This window comes from Bradyrhizobium sp. SZCCT0231 (assembly GCF_018130245.1).
Lineage (GTDB): Bacteria > Pseudomonadota > Alphaproteobacteria > Rhizobiales > Xanthobacteraceae > Bradyrhizobium > Bradyrhizobium japonicum_F.
In genome coordinates, this window is record NZ_JAFCKP010000001.1 from 829,576 (window position 1) to 853,553 (window position 23,978).

General features: G+C 65.7%; 22 protein-coding genes. 11 read left to right on the forward strand and 11 right to left on the reverse strand.

From position 1 onward, the window contains the following. Nucleotide 1 precedes the first annotated feature (1 nt). The 11 genes from JQ566_RS03685 to JQ566_RS03735 all read left to right on the forward strand — a co-directional run bounded on the left by JQ566_RS03685 (nt 2) and on the right by JQ566_RS03735 (nt 13,102). Complete coding sequence (locus JQ566_RS03685; protein WP_212370125.1) at nt 2–751, forward strand: SDR family oxidoreductase; 750 nt, start codon at nt 2–4, stop codon at nt 749–751. Further along, a complete protein-coding gene (locus JQ566_RS03690; protein ID WP_212370127.1) occupies nt 748–2,184 on the forward strand; it encodes an NAD(P)-binding domain-containing protein in 1,437 nt (478 codons plus the stop codon). The genes JQ566_RS03685 and JQ566_RS03690 overlap by 4 nt, the downstream gene beginning before the upstream one ends. Before the next feature lie 119 nt (nt 2,185–2,303). Continuing rightward, nucleotides 2,304–3,923, forward strand: a complete 1,620-nt coding sequence (locus tag JQ566_RS03695; RefSeq protein ID WP_212370129.1) for an ABC transporter substrate-binding protein — start codon at nt 2,304–2,306, stop codon at nt 3,921–3,923. 28 nt (nt 3,924–3,951) lie between these two features. Next, nucleotides 3,952–4,986, forward strand: coding sequence for an ABC transporter permease (locus JQ566_RS03700; protein WP_212371472.1), 1,035 nt, complete (start codon nt 3,952–3,954; stop codon nt 4,984–4,986). Then, on the forward strand, nt 4,983–5,831 hold the full coding sequence (locus JQ566_RS03705; protein ID WP_212370130.1) for an ABC transporter permease: 849 nt from the start codon (nt 4,983–4,985) through the stop codon (nt 5,829–5,831). Before JQ566_RS03700 ends, JQ566_RS03705 begins: the two co-directional genes overlap by 4 nt. Beyond that, a complete protein-coding gene (gene nikE, locus JQ566_RS03710; protein WP_212370133.1) occupies nt 5,828–7,498 on the forward strand; it encodes a nickel ABC transporter ATP-binding protein NikE in 1,671 nt (556 codons plus the stop codon). Before JQ566_RS03705 ends, nikE begins: the two co-directional genes overlap by 4 nt. Nucleotides 7,499–7,638: 140 nt before the next feature. Continuing rightward, nucleotides 7,639–9,240: an ABC transporter substrate-binding protein gene (locus tag JQ566_RS03715; RefSeq protein ID WP_212370135.1), complete on the forward strand. Its 1,602-nt coding sequence runs from the start codon at nt 7,639–7,641 to the stop codon at nt 9,238–9,240. A gap of 17 nt (nt 9,241–9,257) precedes the next feature. Next, nucleotides 9,258–10,199 (forward strand): ABC transporter permease, encoded by a 942-nt coding sequence (locus JQ566_RS03720; protein ID WP_212370137.1) that lies wholly within the window; start codon nt 9,258–9,260, stop codon nt 10,197–10,199. Further along, complete coding sequence (locus tag JQ566_RS03725; protein ID WP_212370146.1) at nt 10,196–11,119, forward strand: ABC transporter permease; 924 nt, start codon at nt 10,196–10,198, stop codon at nt 11,117–11,119. Before JQ566_RS03720 ends, JQ566_RS03725 begins: the two co-directional genes overlap by 4 nt. Before the next feature lie 19 nt (nt 11,120–11,138). After that, nucleotides 11,139–12,128: an ABC transporter ATP-binding protein gene (locus JQ566_RS03730; protein ID WP_212370148.1), complete on the forward strand. Its 990-nt coding sequence runs from the start codon at nt 11,139–11,141 to the stop codon at nt 12,126–12,128. Beyond that, on the forward strand, nt 12,125–13,102 hold the full coding sequence (locus tag JQ566_RS03735) for an ABC transporter ATP-binding protein (protein ID WP_212370151.1): 978 nt from the start codon (nt 12,125–12,127) through the stop codon (nt 13,100–13,102). The genes JQ566_RS03730 and JQ566_RS03735 overlap by 4 nt, the downstream gene beginning before the upstream one ends. A 4-nt stretch (nt 13,103–13,106) precedes the next feature. Here JQ566_RS03735 and JQ566_RS03740 read toward each other — a convergent pair whose 3' ends face one another. The 11 genes from JQ566_RS03740 to JQ566_RS03790 all read right to left on the reverse strand — a co-directional run bounded on the left by JQ566_RS03740 (nt 13,107) and on the right by JQ566_RS03790 (nt 23,970). Further along, a complete protein-coding gene (locus tag JQ566_RS03740) occupies nt 13,107–13,394 on the reverse strand; it encodes a YciI family protein (protein ID WP_212370153.1) in 288 nt (95 codons plus the stop codon). Between the two features lie 75 nt (nt 13,395–13,469). Next, entirely contained in the window at nt 13,470–14,441 is a 972-nt protein-coding gene (locus JQ566_RS03745) for a sugar ABC transporter substrate-binding protein (RefSeq protein WP_212370155.1), read from the reverse strand. A 41-nt stretch (nt 14,442–14,482) separates the two neighbouring features. Next, entirely contained in the window at nt 14,483–15,460 is a 978-nt protein-coding gene (locus tag JQ566_RS03750) for an ABC transporter permease (protein WP_212370157.1), read from the reverse strand. After that, nucleotides 15,457–16,407, reverse strand: a complete 951-nt coding sequence (locus tag JQ566_RS03755; RefSeq protein ID WP_212370159.1) for an ABC transporter permease — start codon at nt 16,405–16,407, stop codon at nt 15,457–15,459. The genes JQ566_RS03750 and JQ566_RS03755 overlap by 4 nt, the downstream gene beginning before the upstream one ends. Continuing rightward, a complete protein-coding gene (locus tag JQ566_RS03760; RefSeq protein ID WP_212370161.1) occupies nt 16,400–17,923 on the reverse strand; it encodes a sugar ABC transporter ATP-binding protein in 1,524 nt (507 codons plus the stop codon). The genes JQ566_RS03755 and JQ566_RS03760 overlap by 8 nt, the downstream gene beginning before the upstream one ends. Then, nucleotides 17,920–19,314: an FAD-linked oxidase C-terminal domain-containing protein gene (locus tag JQ566_RS03765; RefSeq protein ID WP_212370164.1), complete on the reverse strand. Its 1,395-nt coding sequence runs from the start codon at nt 19,312–19,314 to the stop codon at nt 17,920–17,922. Before JQ566_RS03765 ends, JQ566_RS03760 begins: the two co-directional genes overlap by 4 nt. Nucleotides 19,315–19,368: 54 nt before the next feature. After that, complete coding sequence (locus tag JQ566_RS03770) at nt 19,369–20,253, reverse strand: intradiol ring-cleavage dioxygenase (protein ID WP_212370166.1); 885 nt, start codon at nt 20,251–20,253, stop codon at nt 19,369–19,371. A 15-nt stretch (nt 20,254–20,268) separates the two neighbouring features. Next, nucleotides 20,269–21,171, reverse strand: coding sequence for an NAD(P)-dependent oxidoreductase (locus JQ566_RS03775; RefSeq protein WP_212370168.1), 903 nt, complete (start codon nt 21,169–21,171; stop codon nt 20,269–20,271). Nucleotides 21,172–21,192: 21 nt separating this feature from the next. Then, nucleotides 21,193–22,566 (reverse strand): amidohydrolase family protein, encoded by a 1,374-nt coding sequence (locus tag JQ566_RS03780; protein WP_212370170.1) that lies wholly within the window; start codon nt 22,564–22,566, stop codon nt 21,193–21,195. Nucleotides 22,567–22,570: 4 nt separating this feature from the next. Beyond that, complete coding sequence (locus JQ566_RS03785; RefSeq protein WP_212370173.1) at nt 22,571–23,650, reverse strand: maleylacetate reductase; 1,080 nt, start codon at nt 23,648–23,650, stop codon at nt 22,571–22,573. Continuing rightward, on the reverse strand, nt 23,647–23,970 hold the full coding sequence (locus tag JQ566_RS03790) for a Dabb family protein (RefSeq protein ID WP_212370175.1): 324 nt from the start codon (nt 23,968–23,970) through the stop codon (nt 23,647–23,649). Before JQ566_RS03790 ends, JQ566_RS03785 begins: the two co-directional genes overlap by 4 nt. Nucleotides 23,971–23,978 lie beyond the last annotated feature (8 nt).

Here is a 23,978-nt window from a genome sequence, read left to right on the forward strand (position 1 = left end):
CATGCGGCTGCAGGGGCGCACGGCCATCATCACCGGAGCGGGCTCGGGCATCGGCCGCGCCAGCGCAAAACTGTTTGCGGAGGAGGGCGCGCGTCTTGCGCTGGTCGATCGCGATGCTCCTGGCCTTGAGGAAACGCTGAGCCTGGTCGGCGAAGCAACGACGCATGTCGGCGACGTCGGCGAAGCCGCATTCGCCGAGACCGTCGTCGGCGATGTCGTGGCGCGGCACGGCCGGCTCGATATCCTGATGACCGCCGCCGGCTTCTCCTGCGGCGGCACCGTGCTGACGACGAGCCTGGACGACTGGGACGTGGTGTTCCGCGCCAATGTCGGCGGCACCTGGCTGTGGGCGCGGGCCGCGGTGCCGCAGATGCAGCGGCAGAACAGTGGCTCGATCATCACGCTGGCATCGCAGCTCGCCATTGCCGGCGGTAAGGGCAACAGCGCTTACATCGCCGCCAAGGGGGCAATCGTCAGCCTCACCCGCACCATGGCGGTGGACTTCGCCACCGACGGCATCCGCGTCAACGCCATCGCGCCGGGTGCGATCGACACGCCAATGCTTCGCCGCAGCTTTGCCCGTCACGCTAATTCAGAGCAAGTACGTGAGGCCTCGCGTAACCGCCACGCCATGAAGCGGTTCGGCCAGGCAGAAGAGGTCGCACAGACCGCGCTGCATCTCGCCAGCGATGCCTCCTCGTTTACGACCGGCACCGTGATGGTGGTCGACGGAGGCTGGCTCGCGGCATGAGTGAGGCGCTCACCCAGCTCGAAGCCGATATTCGCGCCGATCTGGCAATGATCGCGCATCCCGGCGCCGTGTGGCTCGAACCGAAGACGGGGCCCGACGGCCAGCCGGCGCTGGACGTCCTCATCGTCGGCGCGGGCCAGTCCGGCATCGCCATCGGCTTCGGCCTGATGCGCTCGCGCGTCAGCAACATCCTGCTGCTCGACAAGGCCGAGGAGGGGAAGGAGGGGCCGTGGCTCACCTATGCCCGCATGCCGACGCTGCGCAGCCCGAAGGACTACACCGGCCCGGATCTCGACATCCCGAGCCTGACCTACCAGTCCTGGCACGAAGCCCGCTTCGGCAAGGACAGCTGGCAGCAGCTCGGCCTGATCGAACGCGGCCATTGGGCCGAGTACCTGCTCTGGCTGCGGCGCACGATCGGCTTGCCGGTGCGCAATGCTTGCGAGCTGCTGGAGATTGCGCCGGCGGCCGACGGCCTGCTCGCCGCGCGCGTGAAGCGTGCCGAAGGGGTCGAGACGCTGCATGCGCGCAAGATCGTGCTGGCGACGGGGCAGGAGGGCATGGGCGATTGGATGATCCCCGAGCAGCTAGCGCATCTGCCGGCAAGCTCAGTCGCGACCGTTGTCGACGACATCGACTTCGCAAGCCTGCGCGGCAAGCGCATCGCCGTGATCGGTGCCGGCGCATCCGCCTTTGACAATGCGGCGACCGCGCTGGAGGCGGAGGCCGCCGAAGTGCACCTGCTGTGCCGCCGCGCGCAGATCCAGGTGATCCAGCCCTATCGTTGGCTGACGTTTCGCGGCTTCCTGCGCCACCTCAGCGATCTCGACGATGCCTGGCGCTGGCGCTTCATGCGCAAGATCCTCGAGATGCGCGAGGGATTTCCGCAACCGACCTATGACCGCTGCGCGCGTCACGCCAATTTCACACTGCACGAAGGCGCGCCGGTCGAAGCCGCGCGCGAGACCGGCAAAGGCGTTGAACTCCAAACGCCGCGCGGCGCCATCACCGCCGATTTCGTTATCTGCGGCACCGGCATCGACATGAATTTCGCCGGCCGCGGCGAGCTCGCAAGATTCGCCGACAACATCGCCACCTGGGCCGACCGCTACCAGCCGCCCGAGGACGAGCGCAACGAACGGCTCGGCCGCTTTCCCTATCTTGCCGATGACTACGCCTTCACCGAGCGCGTGCCGGGAAAGACGCCGTGGATCTCCGACATCCATCTCTTCGCCATCGCCTCCACCATGAGCTTCGGTCCGTCGGGATCGTCGATCAATGCGATGACGACCGCCGTTCCAAAGCTCGTTCACGGCCTGACGCGCGGCCTGTTCCGCGCTGACATTGAACGGCACTGGGCTTCGCTCAGCGCCTACGACGTGCCGCAGGCCGTGGTCACGCGGCCGGCGCGAAAAATGGGGGAATCGCTGTGATCATCCATGCGCCGCCGCGATGAAGCATCCCTAGAAACGTCCCATCAGACTGGCGCGCAACTTGCTTCTTTCTGAACCTGCCTTGCTGGCGTTCTCGTTCGAAATTCAGGGAAAAACCAATGCGTTTTGTGTCTTTCAGGCTGGCGACCTCAGTCCTCGCTACCACTGCGCTGTTGCTCATCGCCAATGCGCCGTCGCAAGCGCAAACCAGGGCAGAGACATTGCGCTACGTGACCGGCGCATCCGTCAACACGCTCGATCCCAACATTCCCGGCTCGACCCGCGAATCCTTCGCTTTGAGCATGAGCACCTATGACCGGCTGGTCGCGTTCGGCCGCAAGCAGCTCAACGGCAAATGGGTGTTCGATCTCGGCACGATCACCGGCGAGCTCGCTGAATCCTACGACGTCAGCCCCGACGGCCTGAAGCTCACCTTCCGCCTGCGCAAGGATGCAAAATTCCAGGATGGCTCGCCCGTCACCGCCGAGGACGTCAAATGGTCGCTCGACCGCTGCGTCACCGCGCCGATCCTCGGCAAGGCGCAGCTGCTGACGGGCTCGCTGACCTCGGCCGACCAGTTCAAGGTGATCGATCCACTCACCATCGAAGTGACGCTGCCCAAGCCCGACAAGCTCGCGCTGCCGAACCTTGCGACCGTCTATCCCATGATCATCAACTCGAAGCTCGCCAAGGCGCACGCGACACCGGACGATCCGTGGGCGACCGCCTGGCTCAAGGAGCATACCGCCGGCAGCGGTGCCTATGTGGTCGAGACCTTCAAACCGGGCGAGCAGGTGATCCTCAAGCGGGACGAGAACTGGAACCGCGGCTCGGCCAACAAGCCCGCGTTCTTCAAGCGCGTGATCGTGCAGTCGGTGCCGGAGCCGGCGACCCGTGCCAATCTGGTCGAGCGTGGCGATGCCGATCTCGTGGTCGATCTGCAGGCCAGCGATGTGCAGTCGCTGGAGGCAAAGGGCAAGCTCAAGGTGATCTCGACGCCGCAGTACAATGCGATCACCTACGTCTCGATGAACAACCAGATGCCGCCCTTCGACAATGTGAATGTGCGCCGCGCCATCGCTTATGCGCTGCCCTATGACGACATGTTCAAAGCCGCTCTGTTCGGCCGCGGCGCGCCGCTGTTCGGTGTGACCTGGCCGGACGGCAAGCCGCTGAACGGCATCTATCCGTTCCAGCAGCCGGTGAAGATGGATCTCGACAAGGCCAGGGAGTATCTGAAGGCCGCGGGACTTCCGGAAGGCTTTTCGACCACGTTCAGCTTCAATGTCGGCCAGTCGTCGACCGCGGAGCCGATGGCCGCCCTCGTCAAGGAGTCGCTTGCCAAGATCGGCATCAAGGTCGACATTCAGAAGCTGCCGGATGCGCAGATGTCGACGCAGATCAACGAGAAGAAGCTGCCCTTCTTCACCGAGGGTATCGTCGCCTGGCTGCCGTCGACCGACTATTTCTACCGCAACTTCTACACCGGCAATCAGCGCTGGAATTACAGCTCGATCAACAACCCGGACCTTGCAGCGATTGCGCAGGAGGCGCGCTTCGAGCCGGATAAGGCCAAGTATGAGGAAGCCGGCCGCAAGCTCAACGCGATGCATTTCGACCTGATGCCGCAGATCATGCTGTGGCAGCCCAATCAGGACGCGGTGATGGCGTCGTCGATCGAAGGCTACACCTACGAGTTCCATCGCCAGGTCGATTATCGCGATGTCAGCCGCAAGTGACATCCGCGGCCAGCAGGGACGCTGAATGGTGATGACTGGTCTTGGTGCAACAATGGCGCGGGCGGGCAGGCGGTTGCTGTCGTCGCTGCCGGCGCTGTTCGGTGTGCTGGTCTTCACCTTTCTCTTGATGCGCGTCCTGCCCGGGGACCCCGCGGTGTTCTTCGCCTCGGGGCCCAATGCCGGCAAGGAGGAGATCGAGCAGATCCGCAAGCAGATGGGGCTCAACAAGTCGGTGCCGGAGCAGCTCGTGTTCTATCTCTCCGACATCGGCCACGGCAATCTCGGCCGCTCCATGATGACCGGCCAGCCGGTGCTGAAGGACCTGCGCGAGCGATTGCCGGCCTCGCTGGAGCTCACCTTCACCGCGCTCCTGATTGCGCTGATCGCGGCGGTGCCGCTCGGTGTGGTGGCGGCGCTTCGGCCGGGATCGGTCGTCGATCACGGCGTGCGGCTGTTCTGCGCGCTCGGCGTCTGCGTGCCGACCTTCGTCTCGGGCCTGCTCTTGATCTACGTCTTCTATTATCTGCTCGGGCTTGCGCCTGATCCCACCGGGCGGATCGACGTCTTCACCTCGCTGCCGCCACAACGCACCGGTTTCCTCTCCGTCGATTTCCTGCTCGCCGGAGACTTCGACGGCTGGTGGGCGGCCTGCAAGCAGCTGGTCCTGCCGGCGGCGAGCATGGCGCTGTTCGTGATCGCGCCGCTGGCGCGGATCACGCGCGCCTCGATGCTGGTGTCGCTCGGCAGCGATTTCGTGCGCACCGCGCGCTCGGTCGGATTGTCCTGGCGCAAGGTGGTCGTGACCTACGCGCTGCGCAACGCGATCCTTCCCGTCATCACCATCGCCGGCATCGTGTTCTCGACCATGCTGGGCGCCAACGTGCTGGTGGAGAAGGTGTTCTCCTGGCCGGGCGTGGCCTCCTATGCGCTCGATGCGCTGCTGTCCTCCGACTATGCGCCGGTGCAGGGCTTCGTGCTGCTGATGGCCAGCCTGTTCGTGCTGGTCAACCTCGTGGTCGATATCTGCTACGGCATCGCCGATCCCAGGGTGTCGATCGAATGACCAGCGCCACACTTCGCCATTCGGTCTGGATCCTGCGCGGCAATCCGCTGACGGCGGTGGCCGCGGCCGGAGTGATGCTGTTCGTCCTGGTCGCGATCTTCGGGCCCTGGATCGTGCCCTATGATCCCGTGGTCTCCAATGTCTCGGAGGCCTTGCTGCCGCCGAGCGCGGCGCACATTGCCGGTACCGACCAGCTCGGGCGCGACGTGTTCAGCCGTCTCATCATTGCCGCGCGGCTCGACCTTGCCATCGCAGTCTCCGCGGTCGGCATCTCCTTCGTGATCGGGGCCGTCGTCGGCGCGTTCTGCGGCTATGCGAGCGGGCGGCTCGATCGTGCCGTCGGCCGTTTCGTCGACGTGATGATGGCGTTTCCGTTGTTCGTGCTGGCAATGGCGATGGTCGCGGCTCTGGGCAACCGGATCGAGAACATCGTGATCGCCACCGCGATCATCAATCTTCCCTTCTACATCCGCTTCGCGCGCGCCGAAGTGAACGTCCGGCGCAACGTCGGCTGGGTCGAGGCCGCGCGCGCCTGCGGCGAGAGCCATTTCTCGGTGGTGCTGCGCTTCCTGCTGCCGAACATCCTGCCGGCGATGGCGGTGCAGATCTCGCTCAATCTCGGCTGGGCCATTCTCAATGCTGCGGGCCTGTCCTTCATCGGTCTCGGCGTCAAGCCGCCGACGCCGGAATGGGGCATCATGGTCGCGGAAGGCGCGCGCTTCATCTCGACGGGGCGGTGGTGGCTGGTGGCCTTTCCGGGCCTTGCGCTGATGCTGGCGGTGCTGTGCTTCAACCTCCTCGGCGACGGGATGCGGGACATTCTCGATCCCCGGATGCGCACATGAGCGAGGAACTGCTCAGGATCGACGACCTCCATGTCGCGTTCTCGACGCGGCGCGGAATGGTCGAGGCCGTGCGCGGCGTGACGCTCACGGTCAAGGCCGGTGAGATGCTGGGCCTCGTCGGCGAGAGCGGTTCCGGCAAGTCGGTCACCGGCTTTGCGACGACGCGGCTGCTCGATGCGGCCGGGCGCGTCACCGGCGGCAAGATCCTGTTCCGCGGGCAGGACGTGACGAAGCTCCGGGGCGATGATCTGCGACAGCTGCAGGGCGCAGCGATGTCGATGATCTTCCAGAACCCGCGGGCGGCGCTCAATCCGATCCGCGCGATCGGACTGCAGATCGCGGACGCGATCCTCACCCACAAGCGTATCTCGAAGGACGCCGCGCGCGCCGAGGCGCTGGACTTGCTGCGCGCCGTCCAGATCCGCGATCCCGAGGCGCGGATGGACGCCTATCCGCACGAGCTCTCCGGCGGCATGTGCCAACGCGTCATGATCGCGATTGCGATCTCCTGCAATCCCGCGCTGCTGATTGCCGACGAGCCGACCACCGGGCTCGACGTCACCACCCAGAAGGTGGTGATGGATCTGCTCGCGGACATCGCCGCCGCGCGAGGTATGGCGACGATCCTGATCACGCATGACCTCGGCCTCGCAGCGCGCTATTGCCGCCGCATCGCCGTGATGGAGCGCGGCCGCATCGTCGAGGAGGCGAGCCCCGGCACTCTCTTCAGCGTGCCGCAGCACGGCTATACAAGGCGCCTGGTTGCGGCATCGCCGACGGCGACGTCACGGATCGAAGACCTCGTGACGGAGGAGGAGAGAGAGCGTTACGCAGCCGTTCTCGGCAAGCCACGCCCGGCGCTCGCGCACGGCACGCCGCCGCTTTTGGAAGTGCGAAAGCTGGCAAAGCGCTTCGACCAGGGCTCTGCGGCGGTTACCGACTTCTCCATGACGATGGCCGGCGGCGAGAGCGTCGGTCTGGTCGGCGAGTCCGGTTCCGGCAAGAGCACGACCTCGCGCATGATCTGCCGCCTGATCGACCCGAGCGAAGGCGACATCGTATTCGACGGGCAGTCGATCGGGCACGTGGCGTCGCGCGATTTTCACCGCTCGCCATTGCGTAAAGACATCCAGATGGTCTTTCAGGATCCGAACGAGAGCCTCAACCCGCGCTTCACGGCGTTCGATTGTATTGCCCATCCCTTGATGCGGCTCGACAGAATGCGCACGGGTGAGGCGCTGCGCCAGCGGGTGGAAGAATGCGCAGAGCGCGTGGGATTGCCGCTCGATCTGTTGCCGCGGTTTCCGCATCAGCTCTCCGGCGGGCAGAAGGCCCGCGTCGGCATCGCTCGCGCGATCGCCTGCCGGCCGCGGCTGCTGGTGCTGGACGAGCCGACCGCCGCGCTCGACGTCTCCGTGCAGGCCGTAGTGCTGCAGCTGCTCGACCGCCTGCGGCGCGAGAACGACATCGCGCTGCTGTTCGTCAGCCACGATCTCAACGTGGTGCGCATGCTCTGCGACCGCACCATCGTGCTGCGCAATGGCGGCATCGTGGAGCAAGGCGAGAGCCGGGCGTTGTTCGACAATCCGAAGACCGACTACACGCGCAAATTGGTCGAGGCGATTCCGCATATCGAAACCGGGCCGACGCTGGCGGCCGCGCTCTGAGCCTGTATCGGCCGGAATGAAGGTGAGACACCGCTGGCGAAGGCGCATTTAGTGGCATGCCATTTGCTTACAAATGGGTTCGGTTTCACTTGCCCCTTGCCAATGAAGAGCTGGCATCACGGCATTACTGGGAGGAATTCATGGATCGCAGGACCGTATTGAAGGGACTGGCCGGCGCGGGCGGTCTGGCATTGACCGGCCTTTCGGCTCCGGCGATCGCGCAAGGCGCATCCGCTCGGACCCTGCGCTTCGTACCCCAGGCCAATCTCGCCAATTTCGACCCGATCTGGGGCACGCAATATGTCGTACGCAATGCCGCCACGATGGTCTGGGATACGCTCTACGGCATCGATTCCTCGCTGCAGCCGCAGCGGCAGATGGTCGAGTCCGAGGAAGTGACCGACGATGGCACGACCTGGACGTTCAAACTGCGGCCGGGGCTCAAGTTCCACGACGGCGAGCCGGTGCGGAGCAAGGACGTCGTTGCAAGCCTGACGCGCTGGTCGGCGCGCGATCCGATGGGACTGATGATCAAGGCGCTGCAGCAGGAGCTCACTGCCGTCGACGACCGCACCTTCAAATGGGTGCTCAAGCAGCCCTTCCCGAAGATGCTCTACGCGCTGGCCAAGAACAACTCGCCGTGCGGCTTCATCATGCCGGAGCGCATCGCGCAGACCGATCCATTCAAGCAAATTACCGAATACGTTGGCTCCGGGCCGATGAAGTTCGCCAAGGGCGAATGGGTGCCGGGCGCGAAGGCGGTGTTCGAGAAGTTCACCGATTACGTGCCGCGGCAGGAGAAGGCATCCTGGCTCGCGGGTGGCAAGCAGATCCTGGTCGATCGCATCGAATGGATCGTGATGCCGGATCCGGCCACGGCCGCCGCTGCCTTGCAGAACGGCGAGGTCGATTGGTGGGAAAACCCGATCGCCGACCTCGTGCCTGTCCTCAAGAAGAACAAGAACATCAGCGTCGACATCGGCGATCCCCTCGGCAATATCGGCTCGTTCCGCATGAACCATCTGTTCGCGCCGTTCAACGACGTACGGGCACGGCGCGCGGTGCTGATGGCGCTCAGCCAGGAAGACTATATGCGCGCGATCGTCGGCGACGACACCGCGCTGTGGAAGCCGCTGCCCGGCTTCTTCACGCCGGATACGCCGCTCTACAGCGAAGTCGGCGGCGAGATCCTGAAGGGCAAGCGCGATCTCGATGCGGCCAAGAAGCTGCTCGCCGAGAGCGGCTATTCCGGCCAGCCGGTGACGTGCCTCGTGGCGCAGGACCAGCCGATTACCAAGGCGCAGGGCGACGTCACCGCGGACCTGCTGAAGAAGCTCGGCATGAATGTCGATTTCGTCGCTACCGACTGGGGCACGGTCGGCTCCCGCCGCGCGCAGAAGACGCCTCCGGGACAAGGCGGCTGGAACATGTTCCACACCTGGCACGCGGGCGCGGACTGCATCAATCCCGCTCCCTACACCGCCGTTCGCGCCAATGGCGACAAGGCCTGGTTCGGCTGGCCGAACAGCCCCGGCACCGAGAAGGAGGTCGCGTCCTGGTTCGAGGCCAAGAATCTCGACGAGGAGAAGGCCGCCATCGGCCGCCTCAACAAGGCGGCACTCGATGACGTCGTCTACGCGCCGACCGGCTTCTTCCTGAGCTACACCGCGTGGCGCAAGAACGTCTCCGGCATCACCAAGGGGCCGCTGCCGTTCTTCTGGGGCGTGTCGAAGTCTGCATGATCGTGCACTGAGGCCAGATGCTCTCCTACATCCTCCGTCGCATCGTCGCGACCTTGCCAGTCATGGCGATCGTCGCGCTGTTCGTGTTCAGCCTGCTCTACATCGCGCCGGGCGATCCCGCGGTGGTGATCGCGGGCGACCAGGCGAGCCCGGAGGATGTGGAGCGCATCCGCCAGAGCCTCGGCCTCAACCGTCCGTTCCTGGTCCAGTTCGGAGGCTGGGTCTGGCGCATCCTGCACGGCGATCTCGGCACCTCGATCTTCACCAATCTGCCGGTCTCGGCGATGATCGGGCAGCGTCTCGGACCGACGCTGTCGCTGATGATCGTCACCCTGCTGCTCACGATCGCGGTGGCGGTGCCGCTCGGCGTGGTGGCGGCGTGGAAGGCCGGCAGCCTGATCGACCGTGTCATCATGGGCTTTGCCGTGTTCGGCTTCTCGCTGCCTGTGTTCGTGGTCGGCTACATGCTCGCCTACATCTTCGCGCTCGAGCTGGAATGGCTGCCGGTGCAGGGCTATACGCCGCTCAGCTCCGGCTTCTGGCCGTGGCTCGAGAACCTGATCCTGCCGGCGATCGCGCTCGGCTGCGTCTACATCGCGCTGGTCGCCCGCATCACGCGGGCAGCCATGCTCGAAGTGCTGCAGCAGGACTATATCCGCACCGCCAAGGCCAAGGGACTCGGGCAGGGCGGCATCCTGTTCATTCACGCGCTGAAGAACGCGGCGGTACCGATCGTCACCGTGATCGGGATCGGCATCGCGCTCCTGATCGGCGGCGCGGTCGTCACCGAGAGCGTGTTCGCGATCCCCGGCCTCGGCCGCCTCACGATCGATGCGATCCTGCGCCGTGACTATCCGGTGATCCAGGGCATCGTGCTGCTGTTCAGTTTCGTCTACGTCCTCGTCAATCTGATGATCGACGTCGTCTATACGCTCGTTGACCCGAGGATCCGCTATTGACCGATACCACCGTCAATTCGCAATCGCTTCCTGCCGGCTTCGTCCTTGCGCCGCAATTGCCGGAGATCCTGCGGCCGGTCAAGATCCGGCGCGGCTTCGTCGGCCTCTTGCGCGGCCATCCGACGGTCGCCATCGGCGGCGCGCTGCTGCTGACGCTCGTGCTGATCGCCGTCTTCGCCCCTTATCTCGGAACGGTCGACCCGACTGCGCTTGCGCCCGCCAAGCGCACCCGGGCGCCGTCGGCCGATTTCTGGTTCGGCACCGACGTGCTCGGCCGCGATATCTATTCCCGCGTGCTGTTTGGCGCGCGCGTCTCGCTCACGGTCGGCCTGTCGGTCGCGATCTTCGCATCTGCGGCGGGCCTCGCTATCGGCATGGTCTCCGGATTCATCCGCTGGGCCGACGGCATCCTGATGCGGTTCATGGACGGCCTGATGTCCATCCCGCCGATCCTGCTCGCGATCGCGCTGATGGCCTTGACGCGCGGCAGCGTCGGCAACGTCATCCTCGCCATCACCGTGGCCGAAATCCCGCGCGTCTCGCGCCTCGTCCGCAGCGTGGTGCTGTCCTTGCGCGAGCAGCCTTATGTGGATGCGGCCGTGGCCTGCGGCACGCGCACGCCGATGATCATCCTCCGTCATATCCTGCCCAACACGGTGGCGCCGATGCTGGTGCAGGCGACTTACATCTGCGCCAGCGCGATGATCACCGAGGCGATCCTGTCCTTCATCGGCGCCGGGACGCCGCCGACCATCCCGTCCTGGGGCAACATCATGGCCGAGGGCCGCGCGCTGTGGCAGGTCAAGCCTTACATCGTGTTCTTCCCGGCGGCGTTCCTGTCCGTCACCGTGCTCGCCGTGAATCTGCTCGGCGACGGCCTTCGCGATGCGCTCGACCCGCGCATGGCCAAGAGTCTCTGATGGATCGAGGCTGATCGCGATGGCTTTGCTCGAAGTCGAGAACCTCCAGACCCATTTCCGCACGCCAGGCGGCATCAACCGCGCGGTCGACGGGGTGTCCTTCCATGTCAACGAGGGCGAGACGCTCGCCATCGTCGGCGAATCCGGCTGCGGCAAGTCGGTGACGTCGATGTCGCTGATGCGGCTGATCCCGGAGCCACCGGGCAGGATCGCAGGCAGCATCCGCTTTGCGGGCAGGGATATCTTGAAGCTGTCCGATCGGGAGATGCGCGCGATCCGCGGCAACGACATCTCGATGATCTTTCAGGAACCGATGACGAGCCTGAACCCGGTGCTCACCGTCGGCCGCCAGATCCGCGAGACCTTGATGATCCATCAGGGCCTCGACAAGCAGGCGGCGGAGGCGCACGCGGTCGAGATGCTGACTCTGGTCGGCATTCCCGAGCCGAAACGGCGCGTCGGCGAATATCCGCACCAGCTTTCCGGCGGCATGCGCCAGCGCGTGATGATCGCGGTTGCGCTGGCGTGCAATCCCAAGCTTCTCATTGCGGACGAGCCGACCACCGCGCTCGACGTGACCATCCAGGCGCAGATCCTGAAGCTGATGCTGGACCTGAAGCGCCGGGTCGGCGCCGCCATCATCCTGATCACCCACGATCTCGGCGTCGTCGCCGAGATCGCCGAACGCGTCATGGTGATGTATGCCGGCCGCAAGGTCGAGGAGGCGCCGGTCGCCGAGCTGTTCCGTTCGCCGCGCCATCCCTATACGCAAGGCCTGCTCGGCGCGGTGCCGAAGCTCGGCTCTTCGCTCGCCGGGACCGCAACGCGGCTCGCCGAGATCCCGGGGCAGGTGCCTGACCTCCGCAAGCCCATTATCGGGTGCGTCTTCGCCGGCCGCTGTGCGATTGCGACCGACGTCTGCCGGCAGCATGCGCCGGGACTGGAAGAGAAGGGCCCGCGCCACGTCGCGGCCTGTCATTACGCGGCCAAGGGAGCCGTCGCGGCATGAGTCCTCCGCTGCTCCAGGTCAACGACCTCAAGAAGCATTTTCCGGTCAAGAGCGGCCTGTTCGGCCGCAAGTCCGAATTCGTCTATGCGGTCGACGGCGTGTCGTTCGAGATCGCGCGCGGCGAGACGCTGTCGCTGGTCGGGGAGTCCGGCTGCGGCAAGTCGACGGTCGGCCGCGCCATCTTGCGGCTGTTCGAGATCACCTCGGGCCAGGTCATTCTCGACGGTCAGCGCATCGACGACGCGCATCCGAGCACGATGCGCCAAATGCGCCGGCGCGTGCAGGTGGTATTCCAGGATCCGTTCTCGAGCCTCAATCCGCGCATGCGCGTGCGCGATATTCTCGCCGAGCCGATCCGCAATTTCGGCCTCGCCAAATCCGCGGAAGATCTCGAAGTCCGTGTCACCGCGCTGATGGACACCGTGCGCCTGCCGCGCGAGGCGCTGAACCGCAGGCCTCACGAATTCTCCGGCGGCCAGCGCCAGCGCATCGGTATCGCGCGGGCGCTCGCGGCCGAGCCCGAGCTGATCGTCTGCGACGAGGCGGTCTCGGCGCTCGACGTCTCGGTCAAGGCGCAGATCGTCAATCTCTTGCAGGATCTCCAGCGCGAGTTCGGCCTGGCGCTGCTGTTCATCAGCCATGACCTCGCCATCGTCGAGCACATGACCCATCGCGTGGCGGTGATGTATCTCGGCAAGATCGTCGAGGTGGCGCCGCGCCGGGAGATCTTTGCCGCGCCAAGGCATCCCTACACCAAGGCGCTGCTCTCGGCGGTGCCGCTGCCGGAGCCCGGAGCACAGCGCAATCCAATCATCCTTAGGGGCGACGTGCCGAGCCCGATCAATCCGCCGAAGGGCTGCCGCTTCCACACCCGTTGCCCCTTCGTCTTTGATCGCTGCCGGACGGAGGAGCCGACGCTGCGCTCGACCGGAGCCGAGCAGTGGGTGGCGTGTCACCTCGAAGAGCCGCCGTAGGGGCTCATCCCTGCCGGCGCAGGAATCCTGTGATCGTGACCTTTTCCCAGATGCCGGCTGCGGCAAAGGGATCGGCGCGGTTGAAGGCTTCGACCTCGGCGCGGCCCGGTGCCTCGATCAGGAACAGGCTGCCGATCATGGTCTGGCCGTCATCGGAGACCAGCGGCCCCGACATCACGATCTTGACGCCGAAGCGCGAGGTATCGCTGAGGAAAGCCTTGTGGGCGTCGTAATTGGCAAGCCGCGTCGGCAGCGCGCCGGTGCGGTCGAGGGCGTGAATGGCGAACAGCATGACGGTCTCCGTTTCTTGCTTCGGTTCTTGGGACGGCCGCAAGAGCGGCCGTCCGGGGTGTGGTGATCGGCTCGCCTACTTCGCGCCGAGCTTGCCGGCCTCCTCGAAGGTCGGGCAGGTCCGCTGCTCCAGCGGCACGTCGAACGGCCCGTAATTGTCCTTGGTGATGACGGTCGGCTTCAGCACGATCTCGCTGATGACGGGCTGATTGCGCAAGGAGCGGATCGCCATCATGGTGCCGAGGCAACCTTGCGCAAAGCCGTTGTAGTCGCCGCTCGCCAGCAGCTTGCCGGATTTGATCGCGTCGATCGCCTCCTTGGTGCCGTTGATGCCGATCACCTGCGCCTTCCGGTTGGCGCCGTCGAGGGCCTCGATCGCGCCGACCGCCATGGCGTCGTTGGCGGCGAGCACGCCGTCGATCTGCGAATTCGACTGCATCAGATTCTCCATCACCTGGAGCGCCTGCAGCCGCTGATAGTTGCCGGGCTGCGAGGCCAGCAGCTTGGCGCTAGGGGCCTCCTTCAGCGCGTCGTTGAAGCCGCGCACGCGGTCGACATTGGTCAGCGAGCCCTTGACGCCTTCGATGATGACGATATTGCCCTTGCCGCCGAGCGTCTTGAGCAGGAAGCGCGCGGTCTCCAGCCCAAGGCTGTAATCGTCGGCGCCGACGAAGGACAGGAACTTGCCGCCGGCAGAGCGGTCGGTGATGTTGACGACCGGAATCTTGGCCTCGTTGATCTTCTCGACGCCCGGAACCATCGCCTTGTAATCGACCGGCGTGAAGACGATCGCGCTCGGCTTCTTCACCACGACGTCCTCGATCTGGCTGAGCTGCTCGGGGATCGAGTCCGGCTTGGTCGGAATGTACTGCAGCGTCTTCGCCTTCAGCGTCTTCGCCATGTTGTCGGCGCCGACCCGCACCGTCTGGAAGAACGGGTTGGTCTGGTTCTTGGTGAAGACGGCGATGGTCTCGCCGTCGGCACGTGCCCCAGTGGTGAACGCAGCCATCAGCAGCGGCAGCGTCAGATAGCCCAGTTTCGATTTCATGTTGCCTCCATCCCTCATTTTGCTTGTTGGAACCTTAGGACTCATTGCGCGCGGCGGCGGGTCTTCATGTCGAGCCAGACCGCGAGAATGACGATGACGCCGGTAACGAGCGGCTGCCAGTTGGCGTTGACCGACAAAAGGTTCATGCCGTTCAGCACCAAGGTCAGGATCAGCGCGCCGATGAAGGTGCCGAACACGGTGCCGACGCCGCCGAACAGCGAGGTGCCGCCGATCAGCACGGCCGCGATCGCCGGCAAGGTCAGGCTCTCGCCGATGTCGGCTTCCGCCGAATTGAGCCGCGACAGGAAGATGATCGAGGCGAGCCCGGCCATGGTGCCGGAGACCGCGTAGACCAGCAGCAGGCGGCGCGCGACCGGGATGCCGGAGAGCCGAGCCGCGACCGGATTGGCGCCGATCGCATAGATCTCCTGGCCCCAGATCGTCCGCTGCGCGAACAGCGTCCCGATGCCGAGGAACACCAGCAGCAGATAGACCGGGATGGGCAGGCCGAACAGATAGCCGCTGCCGATCTGGCGGAAGCCGGCGGGGAAGCCGTGCAGGGTCTCGCCCGCCATGTACCAATAGGTGAGGCCGTTCAGCACCCAAAGCATGCCGTAGGTGGCGATGAAGGAGGGGATGCGCAGCGCGGTGACCATGATGCCGTTGAGCAGGCCGACGATGCCGCCGCAGGCAAGCCCGGTGAGGATGCCGAGCGCCGGCGAGCCGGTCTTGTGGATCACGGTGCCGGCGATGCAGGCGGACAGCGCGACATTGGCGCCGACCGACAGATCGAGGCCGGCGGTCAGCACCACCAGCGTCAGGCCGGAGGCGATGAAGAAGGTCAGGCTCGCCTGCCTCAGCACGTTGAGGATGTTGCCGAGGCTCAGGAAGGAATCGCTGAGCACGGCGAGCACCGCACAGATCAGGAGCGCGGCCAGCAGGCGGTAGAACACCTGGATCGCATCCTGCGACAGGAACGAGCGGGGCGGCACGATGGCGCCTTTGGTGATGTCGGTCATGCGCGGCTCCTGAGGCCGTCGAGGAACAGGGCGACGATGACGAGCACGCCGACGCTTGCGACCTGCACCGAGGACGGCAGCGAGATCAGGTTCAGCCCGTTGCGCAACACGCCGACGGCGAGCACCCCGAGCAGCGTGCCGAGCAGCCAGCCATTGCCGCGCTCGAACGAGGTGCCGCCGACCGCGACTGCGGCGATGGCATCGAATTCCAGGCCGAGGCCGGCGGTGGGATGGCCGGAGTTCATGCGTGCGGTCATCAACAGGCCCGCGATGCCGGCCATGGCACCACCGATCGCGTAGACCGCGATCAAGAGCCGGTTCGGCGACAGGCCGGCATAGCGTAGCGCCTCGCGGTTGCCGCCGAGGGCGAAGATGTAGGTGCCGAAACGGGTGTGATAGAGCAGGCCGTGAAAGGCCGCATAAGTCACCAGCGCCATCACGATCGGCACGGGAATGCCGAGAAGTGTCGCCGAATAGATGTCGCGCACGCTGTGGGGAATCCCGACCACGCTCTGGCCGTCGCTGACGATCAGCGACAGGCCCTGCGCCATGCCGAGCGTGCCGAGGGTCGCGACGAAGGGCGGGATGCCGAGGATCGCGACCAGCCAGCCGTTGGCGACGCCGAAGGCCGCGCCGACCAGAAGGCCGGCGCCAAGGCCTAGCAGCATCGACTTGGTCGCAAGCGACACGATCGCGACACAGAGCGAGGTGAGCGTCAGCACTGCGCCCATCGATAGGTCCAGCCCCTCCGTCATGATGATCAGCGTCATCGGCAGCGCGAGCATGGTCAGGATGGTCGACTGCACCAGCACGTTGGAGAGGTTGGCAACCGACAGGAAGCCGGGCGCGATCGCGCTGAACAGCGCGATCAGCAGCACCAGCACCATGGCAACGCCGGGAATGCGTTGCAGCGGATTGGGCTCAGAGACGACCGCGGCCTCACGCATGATGCATCCCCAGTCGCACGATGTTTTCCTCCGTCAATTCGCTGCGTGTCAGATGTCCGGCGATACGCCCCTCGCGCATCACATAGGCGCGGTCGCAGACATGGCAGATCTCGACCTGCTCGGACGAGATCATCAGCGCCGCCGCGCCTTCCGCGACGAGCCGGTCGATCAGCGCAAAGATCTCGGACTTGGCGCCGATATCGATGCCCCGCGTCGGCTCGTCGAAGATGAAGAGCTTTGAGCCGGCCGCCAGCCATTTGCCGATCACGACCTTCTGCTGGTTGCCGCCCGAGAGCAGCCCGACGGTCTGCCGCGCACTCGGTGTCGCGATGCGGAGCTGCCGGATCAGTCCGTCGGAGGTGCGCTGCGCACTGCGCTGGTCGAACAGCCCACTCGGGAACAGTTTTCGCAGCGCCGACACCACCAGGTTGTCGCTGACCGACCGCAGCAAGGCGAGGCCTTCGCTCTTGCGGCTTTCCGGGATCAGCGCGATGCCGCGGCGGGCGGCGAGATCCGGCTCGCCCGAGATGCTCTTGCCGTCGAAGATGATCTCGCCTGACGTCACTGGGTCGGCGCCGAAGATGGCGCGGGCGACCTCGCTGCGGCCGGAGCCGACCAGGCCGCACAGGCCGACGATCTCGCCGCGGCGCACCTCGATGTTGACGTCGGAGATGCCGGTCGGCGCGGTCAGGCCCTTGACCTCGAGCAGCAACTCGCCGGGCTTGTCGGCAAAATGGCGCGGATAGGTCATGTCGACGTTGCGGCCGACCATCATGCGCACGAGCTGATCCGGCGTGACGTCGGCGGGACGAACGCCGTCGATGCGGCGGCCGTCGCGCAGCACGGTGATGCGGTCACCGAGCGCGAACACTTCGGCCATGCGGTGCGAGATGTAGACGATCGACACGCCGTCGGCCTTCAGCCGCGCGATCAGCGCGAACAGCAGCTCGGTCTCGCGGTCGGACAGCGCCGCGGTCGGCTCGTCCATCACGAGGATGCGGGCGTTCTGGCTGATCGCCTTCGCGATCTCGACCATCTGCTGCTGCGCTACGCCGAGCTTGTCGACGGTGGTGGAGGGGTCGATGTCGAAGCCGATCGTGTCGAGCACGCGCTTTGCATCCGCCAGGATCTTGCGGCGGTCGATGGTGCCGGGGATGCGGCCCTTCGGCTCGCGTCCCAGAAAGATGTTCTGGGCGATATCGAGATAGGGGACGAGCGAGAATTCCTGGAAGATGACGGCAATGCCGAGCTTCTGCGCATCCGCGGTCGAGGAGATCGCGACCTTCTCGCCGTTGTGGTAGAACTCGCCGGCGTCGGCGCGGTAGGCGCCACACAGCACCTTCATCAGGCTCGACTTGCCGGCGCCGTTCTCCCCGAGCAGCATGTGGACTTCGCCGGGGTAGACGGCAAAGGACACGTCATCCAGCGCCTTGACGCCGGGAAACTCCTTGCTGATGCCGCGCAGTTCCAGCAGCGGGACAGGCGAGGTGACTTCGATCGGGAGCGCGTCGCTCATGCCTTGGCTCCGCTCGCAAAGATCTTTCCAGGGTTCATCAGTCCATTCGGATCGAGTGCGGTCTTGATCTGCCGCATCACATCCACGGCCTCGCCGAGCTCATCGGAGAGATAATCGATCTTGCCGAGCCCGATGCCGTGCTCGCCGGTGCAGGTGCCGTCCATGGCGATGGCGCGGGCGACCATGCGGGCCTGCAGCGCCTTGGCGCCTTCGGCCTCCGCCGGCTTTGCCGGATCGATCAGGATCAGCATGTGGAAATTGCCGTCGCCGACATGGCCGACGATCGGCGCGGTAAAGCCGTGCTCGTCCGCATCGCGCCGCGTCTCGGTCAGGCATTCTGCGAGGCGCGAGATCGGCACGCAGACATCGGTGATCACCGCGCGTGCGCCGGGGCGCAGGCCGAGGCCGGCATAGAGCGTGTTGTCGCGGGCGTGCCACAGCCGGCTGCGGTCTTCCTGTGCCTTGGCCCAGGCAAAGCCATGGCCGCCATGCTCGGCGGCGATCGCCTGCGCGGCCTCGGCCTGTTCGGCGACCGAGGTTTCGGAGCCGTGGAATTCGAAGAATAGCGTGGGGGCCTCGCGATAGCCGAGCTTGGCGTAGGCATTGATGCCGCGCATCATGACATCGTCGAGCAGCTCGATGCGCGCCACGGGGATGGCGGACTGGATCACGGAGATCGCGGTGTCCACCGCATCGTGCAGGGTGTCGAAGCTGCAGACCGCGGCCGAGATCGCCTGCGGCACGGGGTGCACCTTCAGCGTGATCTCGGTGATGACGCCGAGCGTGCCCTCCGCGCCGACGAACATGCGTGTCAGGTCGTAGCCGGCCGCCGATTTCCGCGCGCGCTTCGCGGTGCGGATCACGCGGCCGTCCGCCAGCACCACCTCCAGCGCCATGACGTTGTCCTTCATGGTGCCGTAGCGCACGGCCATGGTGCCGGAGGCGCGCGTCGAGGTCATGCCGCCGATCGAGGCATCGGCGCCGGGGTCGATCGGGAAGAACAGGCCGGTATTGCGCAGCTCGGCATTGAGCTGCTTGCGCGTGATGCCGGGTTGCACCACGACATCCATGTCGCTGTCGTGCACGGCGAGCACCTTGTTCATGCGCGCGAAGTCGAAGCAGACGCCGCCCGCCACCGAGGCCGCATTGCCTTCGAGCGAGGTGCCGGCGCCGAACGGGACGATCGGCATGCCCGCGTCGGCGCACAGCTTGACGATCTTGGCGACTTCCTGCGTCGTCTCGGGGAAGACGACGATGTCGGGCGGCAGGCTCTGATAGTGCGACTCGCTCTGCCCATGCTGATCGAGCACGCCGCGCGCGACGCTCGCGCGCGGGCCGATCATGCCGGCGAGGCGCTCTGCTAATATGCCTGTGCTGACCCGCGGTCCCATCCTCAGCTCCCGTCTGCTCCCTGTTTCCGGACTCTTGTTGGTCCGCCGTCCAGCTTAAGCGGCTCTCGCGTTGCTCGCGAGCTGCTTCAAGCCGAAATCGTAATTGAGATGAAAATACTCGCGCTCCACCATGCGACCATCCGGCGCACGGCCCGCGGGGTGACGGACGAATTCGCGGATCAGGCTGTCCTTGACGCCGAACACCACGTCGCTGTCGAGATATTGGTCGCCCGCAACGAACACGTGCGTCACCAGCTGCTCGAAGCCGGGCGCCGAGATCATGAAATGCACATGCGCCGGACGCCAGGGATGGCGGCCCTGAACCTCCAGCATCTCGCCGACCGGGCCGTCATGCGGAATCGGGTAGGCCGCCGGCTTGATCGACCAAAAATGGAAGCGGCCGTTGGCGTCGGTGTGGAAGCGGGCGCGCATCGCGAGATCACCGATCTTGTCGAGCTGCTGCACGTCGTAATAGCCGTCATCGTCTGAGTGCCAGACGTCGACGATGGCGCCGGCGAGCGGCTTGCCGTCGACGGTCGAGACCGAGCCGGTGACCAGCATCGGATCGCCTTCCATCGGCCCGGAGATATCCGCGCCGCTATCCTTCTCCGGCGCGGCCTGGACGAAGAACGGCCCGAGGACAGTGGTCTCGGTCGCGCCTTCCGGCACCGGGTGATTGATGGCATCGACCAGCATGGAAACGCCGAGCGTGTCCGACAGCAGGATGAATTCCTGGCGCTTGTCGTTGCACATGTGCCCGGTGCGGGTCAGGAAGTCGATGCCGTATTCCCATTCCTTCTGGGTCGGCCGCACCTCGCGGACGAAGGCATGAAGGTGACGTACCAGCGCCTCGCTGACCTCCTTGATTCGCGGATCGGTTGCGCCCGCGATCCGCTCCAGCACCGCGTCCGTGATCGTGTTCTCGTTGAAGTTACGCATGTAGGCCTCCGTTGATCACAGCTTCGGCTCGCCGAGGCCGGACAGCCGTTCGAGATGCTTGACGGTCGCGATGAAGTCGGTGTCGCCGTCGCCCTGTGCGACCAGCGAGCCATAGGTCTCGCGCACCTGCGCGGCGAGCTGCAGCGGGACGCCGACGGTATGGCCGGCACCCAGGATGAGATCGAGATCCTTGGCCATTTGCTTGCAGGAGAAGGTGGACTCGAAATCGCGGGTCCGCAGCGGCGCGGTCTTGTACTTCACCATGGGCGAGGCAACCGCGCTGTCGTCGAGCACCTTCAAGATGTCCTGCCAGGCGATGCCGCCCTTGCGCGCCAGCGCCAGGCTCTCCGCCATCATCGCGGCCGACACCGCGATCATCAGATTGACCGAGAGTTTTGCGTAGCGCGCTTCCTCGGCGGGCCCGAGATAAGTCTGCGCGCGGGTGAAGGCGGCGAACAGCGGCTTGGCGCTTTCGAAGGCGTCCTTCGGCCCCGAGACGAAGCAGGTCAGCGCGCCGGTGTGCACGATGCTGGCATTACCGGAGACCGGCGAACGCAGATAGGCAATGCCGCGCGCCTGCGCGGCAGCGGCGACCTCGGTGGAGGCGTCGACGCTCACGGTGCTGGTCTCGATCAAAACAGATCCAGCAGCCATCGCGGCGATCAGGCCGGCGGGGCCGAGCAGCGCGCCGCGCAAGGCGGCGTCGTCGGGCAGAGACGTGATCACTGCGGCCTTGCCGCTCACGGCGGCGGCCGGCAATGCGGCAATCGCAATGCCTTGCGCGCGTGCCTCGTTGATGCGCGCCGCGCTCTGGTCGAACGCGGTGACGGCAAAACCAGCCTTGGCGACGAGCACCGACATCGGCAGGCCCATCTTGCCGATCCCGATGAAAGCAACGTTCCTTGAAGTGTCAGTCATTGTTCTTGTCCATTGGCGCCTTCAGGCGGCGCGTCCCTGTCGTTCGATATCCTGCACCAGCCGCCGGCCGGATTGTGCCAGCAACTCCTTCTTGGTCTCTAACCCCTCGGCCAGCAACCGGCTGCTGCGCTTCTTCCAGCTGCCGCCGATCATGACGGCCTCGATGTTAGCGAGGCTCGTCTGCATGACGACGGCCGCGACCGGGTCATGCACTGGATAGACGTTGAGATCGGAAGCATTGATGATGACGAGGTCGGCGAGCTTGCCCGGCGTCAGCGATCCGATCTGGTGTTCGCGGCCGAGCATGCGGGCGCCTTCCGTCGTGATCCAGCGCAGTGCCTCGCGCACGGGGATCGTGGTCGTGGCGGGAATGGTACCGCTCACTTTGCGCGACTCCGCATTGTCGAGCGCCCGCTGCACGGAGAGCGCGACACGCGCGGCGGAGAACAGATCACCGGCCAGCACGGATTCCAGGTCGATGCCGATGGTCGGCCGCACGCCGCGCTTCAATAGGCGTCCAGTGATCGGAAAGCCGTGACCTTGGATCATTTCGTTCTCGGGCGTGACGGAGAAGGACACACCGAGATCGATGAGACGATCAAGCAGATCATCAGCCAGATCGTTGCCATGGACGATGTTGACGCCGGGGCCGACGAGGCCGGCCTCGATCAGCTCCTCCCAGCCACCAGGCGTCTTGGCCGGACCGCCGCCCTGATGCATCGATGCGATCAGGTTCAGCTCCCGCGCCATGCGGAAATCGTGGATGGCGACGTCGAGCGTCGAATAATGCGGTCCGAGGATGGCGAGCCCGAGCGTGACGAGCCCGCCGCGATCGGAGAGGGGGCCTGCCAGCAGCCGCTCGACCTCGCGGCGGGGGTGCGGCACTTCCGAGAAATGCGGCTCGCCGGGCTTCGGCTCGGGTTTTGGCGAGCCATGAAAGAACACGGCGCGGATGCCGCTTTCGATCAGGCCGCGGACGGCGGCGTCGGTGTGCGCAGGCGTCGGATTGTTGTGGCACCAGTCGACCAGCGTGGTGACGCCGTGGTTGATCTGGTTCAGCGCGCCGACCAGCGTCGCGATATGGATGTCCTCCGGCCGGAACACGGTTGCGAGGCCGGCATGCATGCGGCGGAAATATTCCAGCAGCGTCCAGTTCGCCGCAAAGCCACGCAAGCCCGTCTGCCAGGTGTGCATGTGCGCGTTGATCAGGCCGGGGATGACGATGCGGCCCTTTCCGTCGACGATCTCGGTCTCCAGCGCGCCGCTGCCGAGGTCGATCGACGGGCGCACGTCAACAATGCGGCTGTCCTCGACCAATACATCGCCGTTCAAGAGATCGCCAATCGCGTCATCCATGCTGATGACTGTGGCGGATTTGATCAGCGTGCGCCGCATTGCCTCACGCCGCCGCTTTGATGGCGCTCGGCGGCTCGCCGGCCCAGGCGCGCGCGATCAGGTCGCGGATGGCGCCCCGTTCGAGTGGCCGCGGATTCCAGTAGGCATTCGTCACCGCGAGATCGGCCGCCTTGTCGATGCCGTTTTCGGGCATGCCGACGTCGCGAAGCGCAAGCTTTGCACCCAGCCGTTTTGCGAGGTCGAAGAGTCCCTGCGAAGCATCGGCGACACCGATCGCGCGCGAGATGCGCGCCATCGCATCTGGCACGGCCGGTGCATTGTAGGCCAGCGCGTGCGGCAGCACGATCGTGTGCGTTTCGGCGTGCGGCAGGTCAAAAGTGCCGCCGAGCGTGTGGCAAAGCTTGTGATGCAGCGCCATACCGACGGTGCCGAGGCAGACGCCACATAGCCAGGCGCCGTAGAGCGCCTCGGTGCGGGCCTCGCGATCGTCGCTTCTGGCGGCAATGGCGGGCAGGGCACGCGCTAGCGCGCGGATGCCTTCTTCCGCCATCAGGGACGTCACGGGATTGGCGTCGCGCGCGTAGAGTGCCTCCACGGCATGAGCGATCGCGTTGATGCCTGATGTCGCAGCTAGGCTCGCCGGCAGTGTCAGGGTGAGATCCACATCGTAAATCACCGTCTCCGGCAGTATCGCCGCGTCGCGCACCGTGGTCTTCAGGCCGTTCTCGGTCTGGCCGACGATCGGCGTCATCTCCGAGCCGGCATAGGTGGTGGGGATGCAGAGCTGGTTGATGCCGGTGCGCAAGGCCAAAGCCTTGCCGAGGCCCGTGGTCGAACCACCGCCGAGCGAGACGACGCAATCGGCCTCGCACGCCTTCATCGCGGCGAGCGCCCGTTCCGTGACCTCGACCGGCGTGTGCATGGTGGCGCCCGGAAAGATGCCGGCATAGAGCGGCCCGAGCGCTGTCCCAAGGCTCTTGCCTTGCGCCTCCTGCTGCGGCGTCGTCAGCACCAGCGCGCGCTTGCCGCCGAGCCGCTCGACCTCGGCCCTGGCGGAGGCAAGCGTGCCGCTGCCGAACACGACGCGGCAGGGTAGGTTTTCAAAGGTGAACGAACCGATCATGCGCCGGTCTCTTTGATGGGATAATCGACCTGGAAGCGCCCGATCCGCAAGTCGCCCAGCGCCTCGCGGACGCGCAGATGTTCCGGGTGGTTAGCGTAGGCGGCGAGCGCCGCCTGGTCGCTGAATTCGGAGAACAGGACCACGTCGCAGGCGTAGTCGACAGCGCTGACATCCATGCCGACTTCGATATGGGTGAGGCCCTCGATCCGGCCCTTGAGGCCCTCGAACAGGGTCTTGACCTTGACCCGGGCGGCGGAGCGCTCCTCGGGGGTCTCCCCGCGCAGCCGCCACATCACGATGTGCCTGATCGGGCCCGACATTTCCTGAT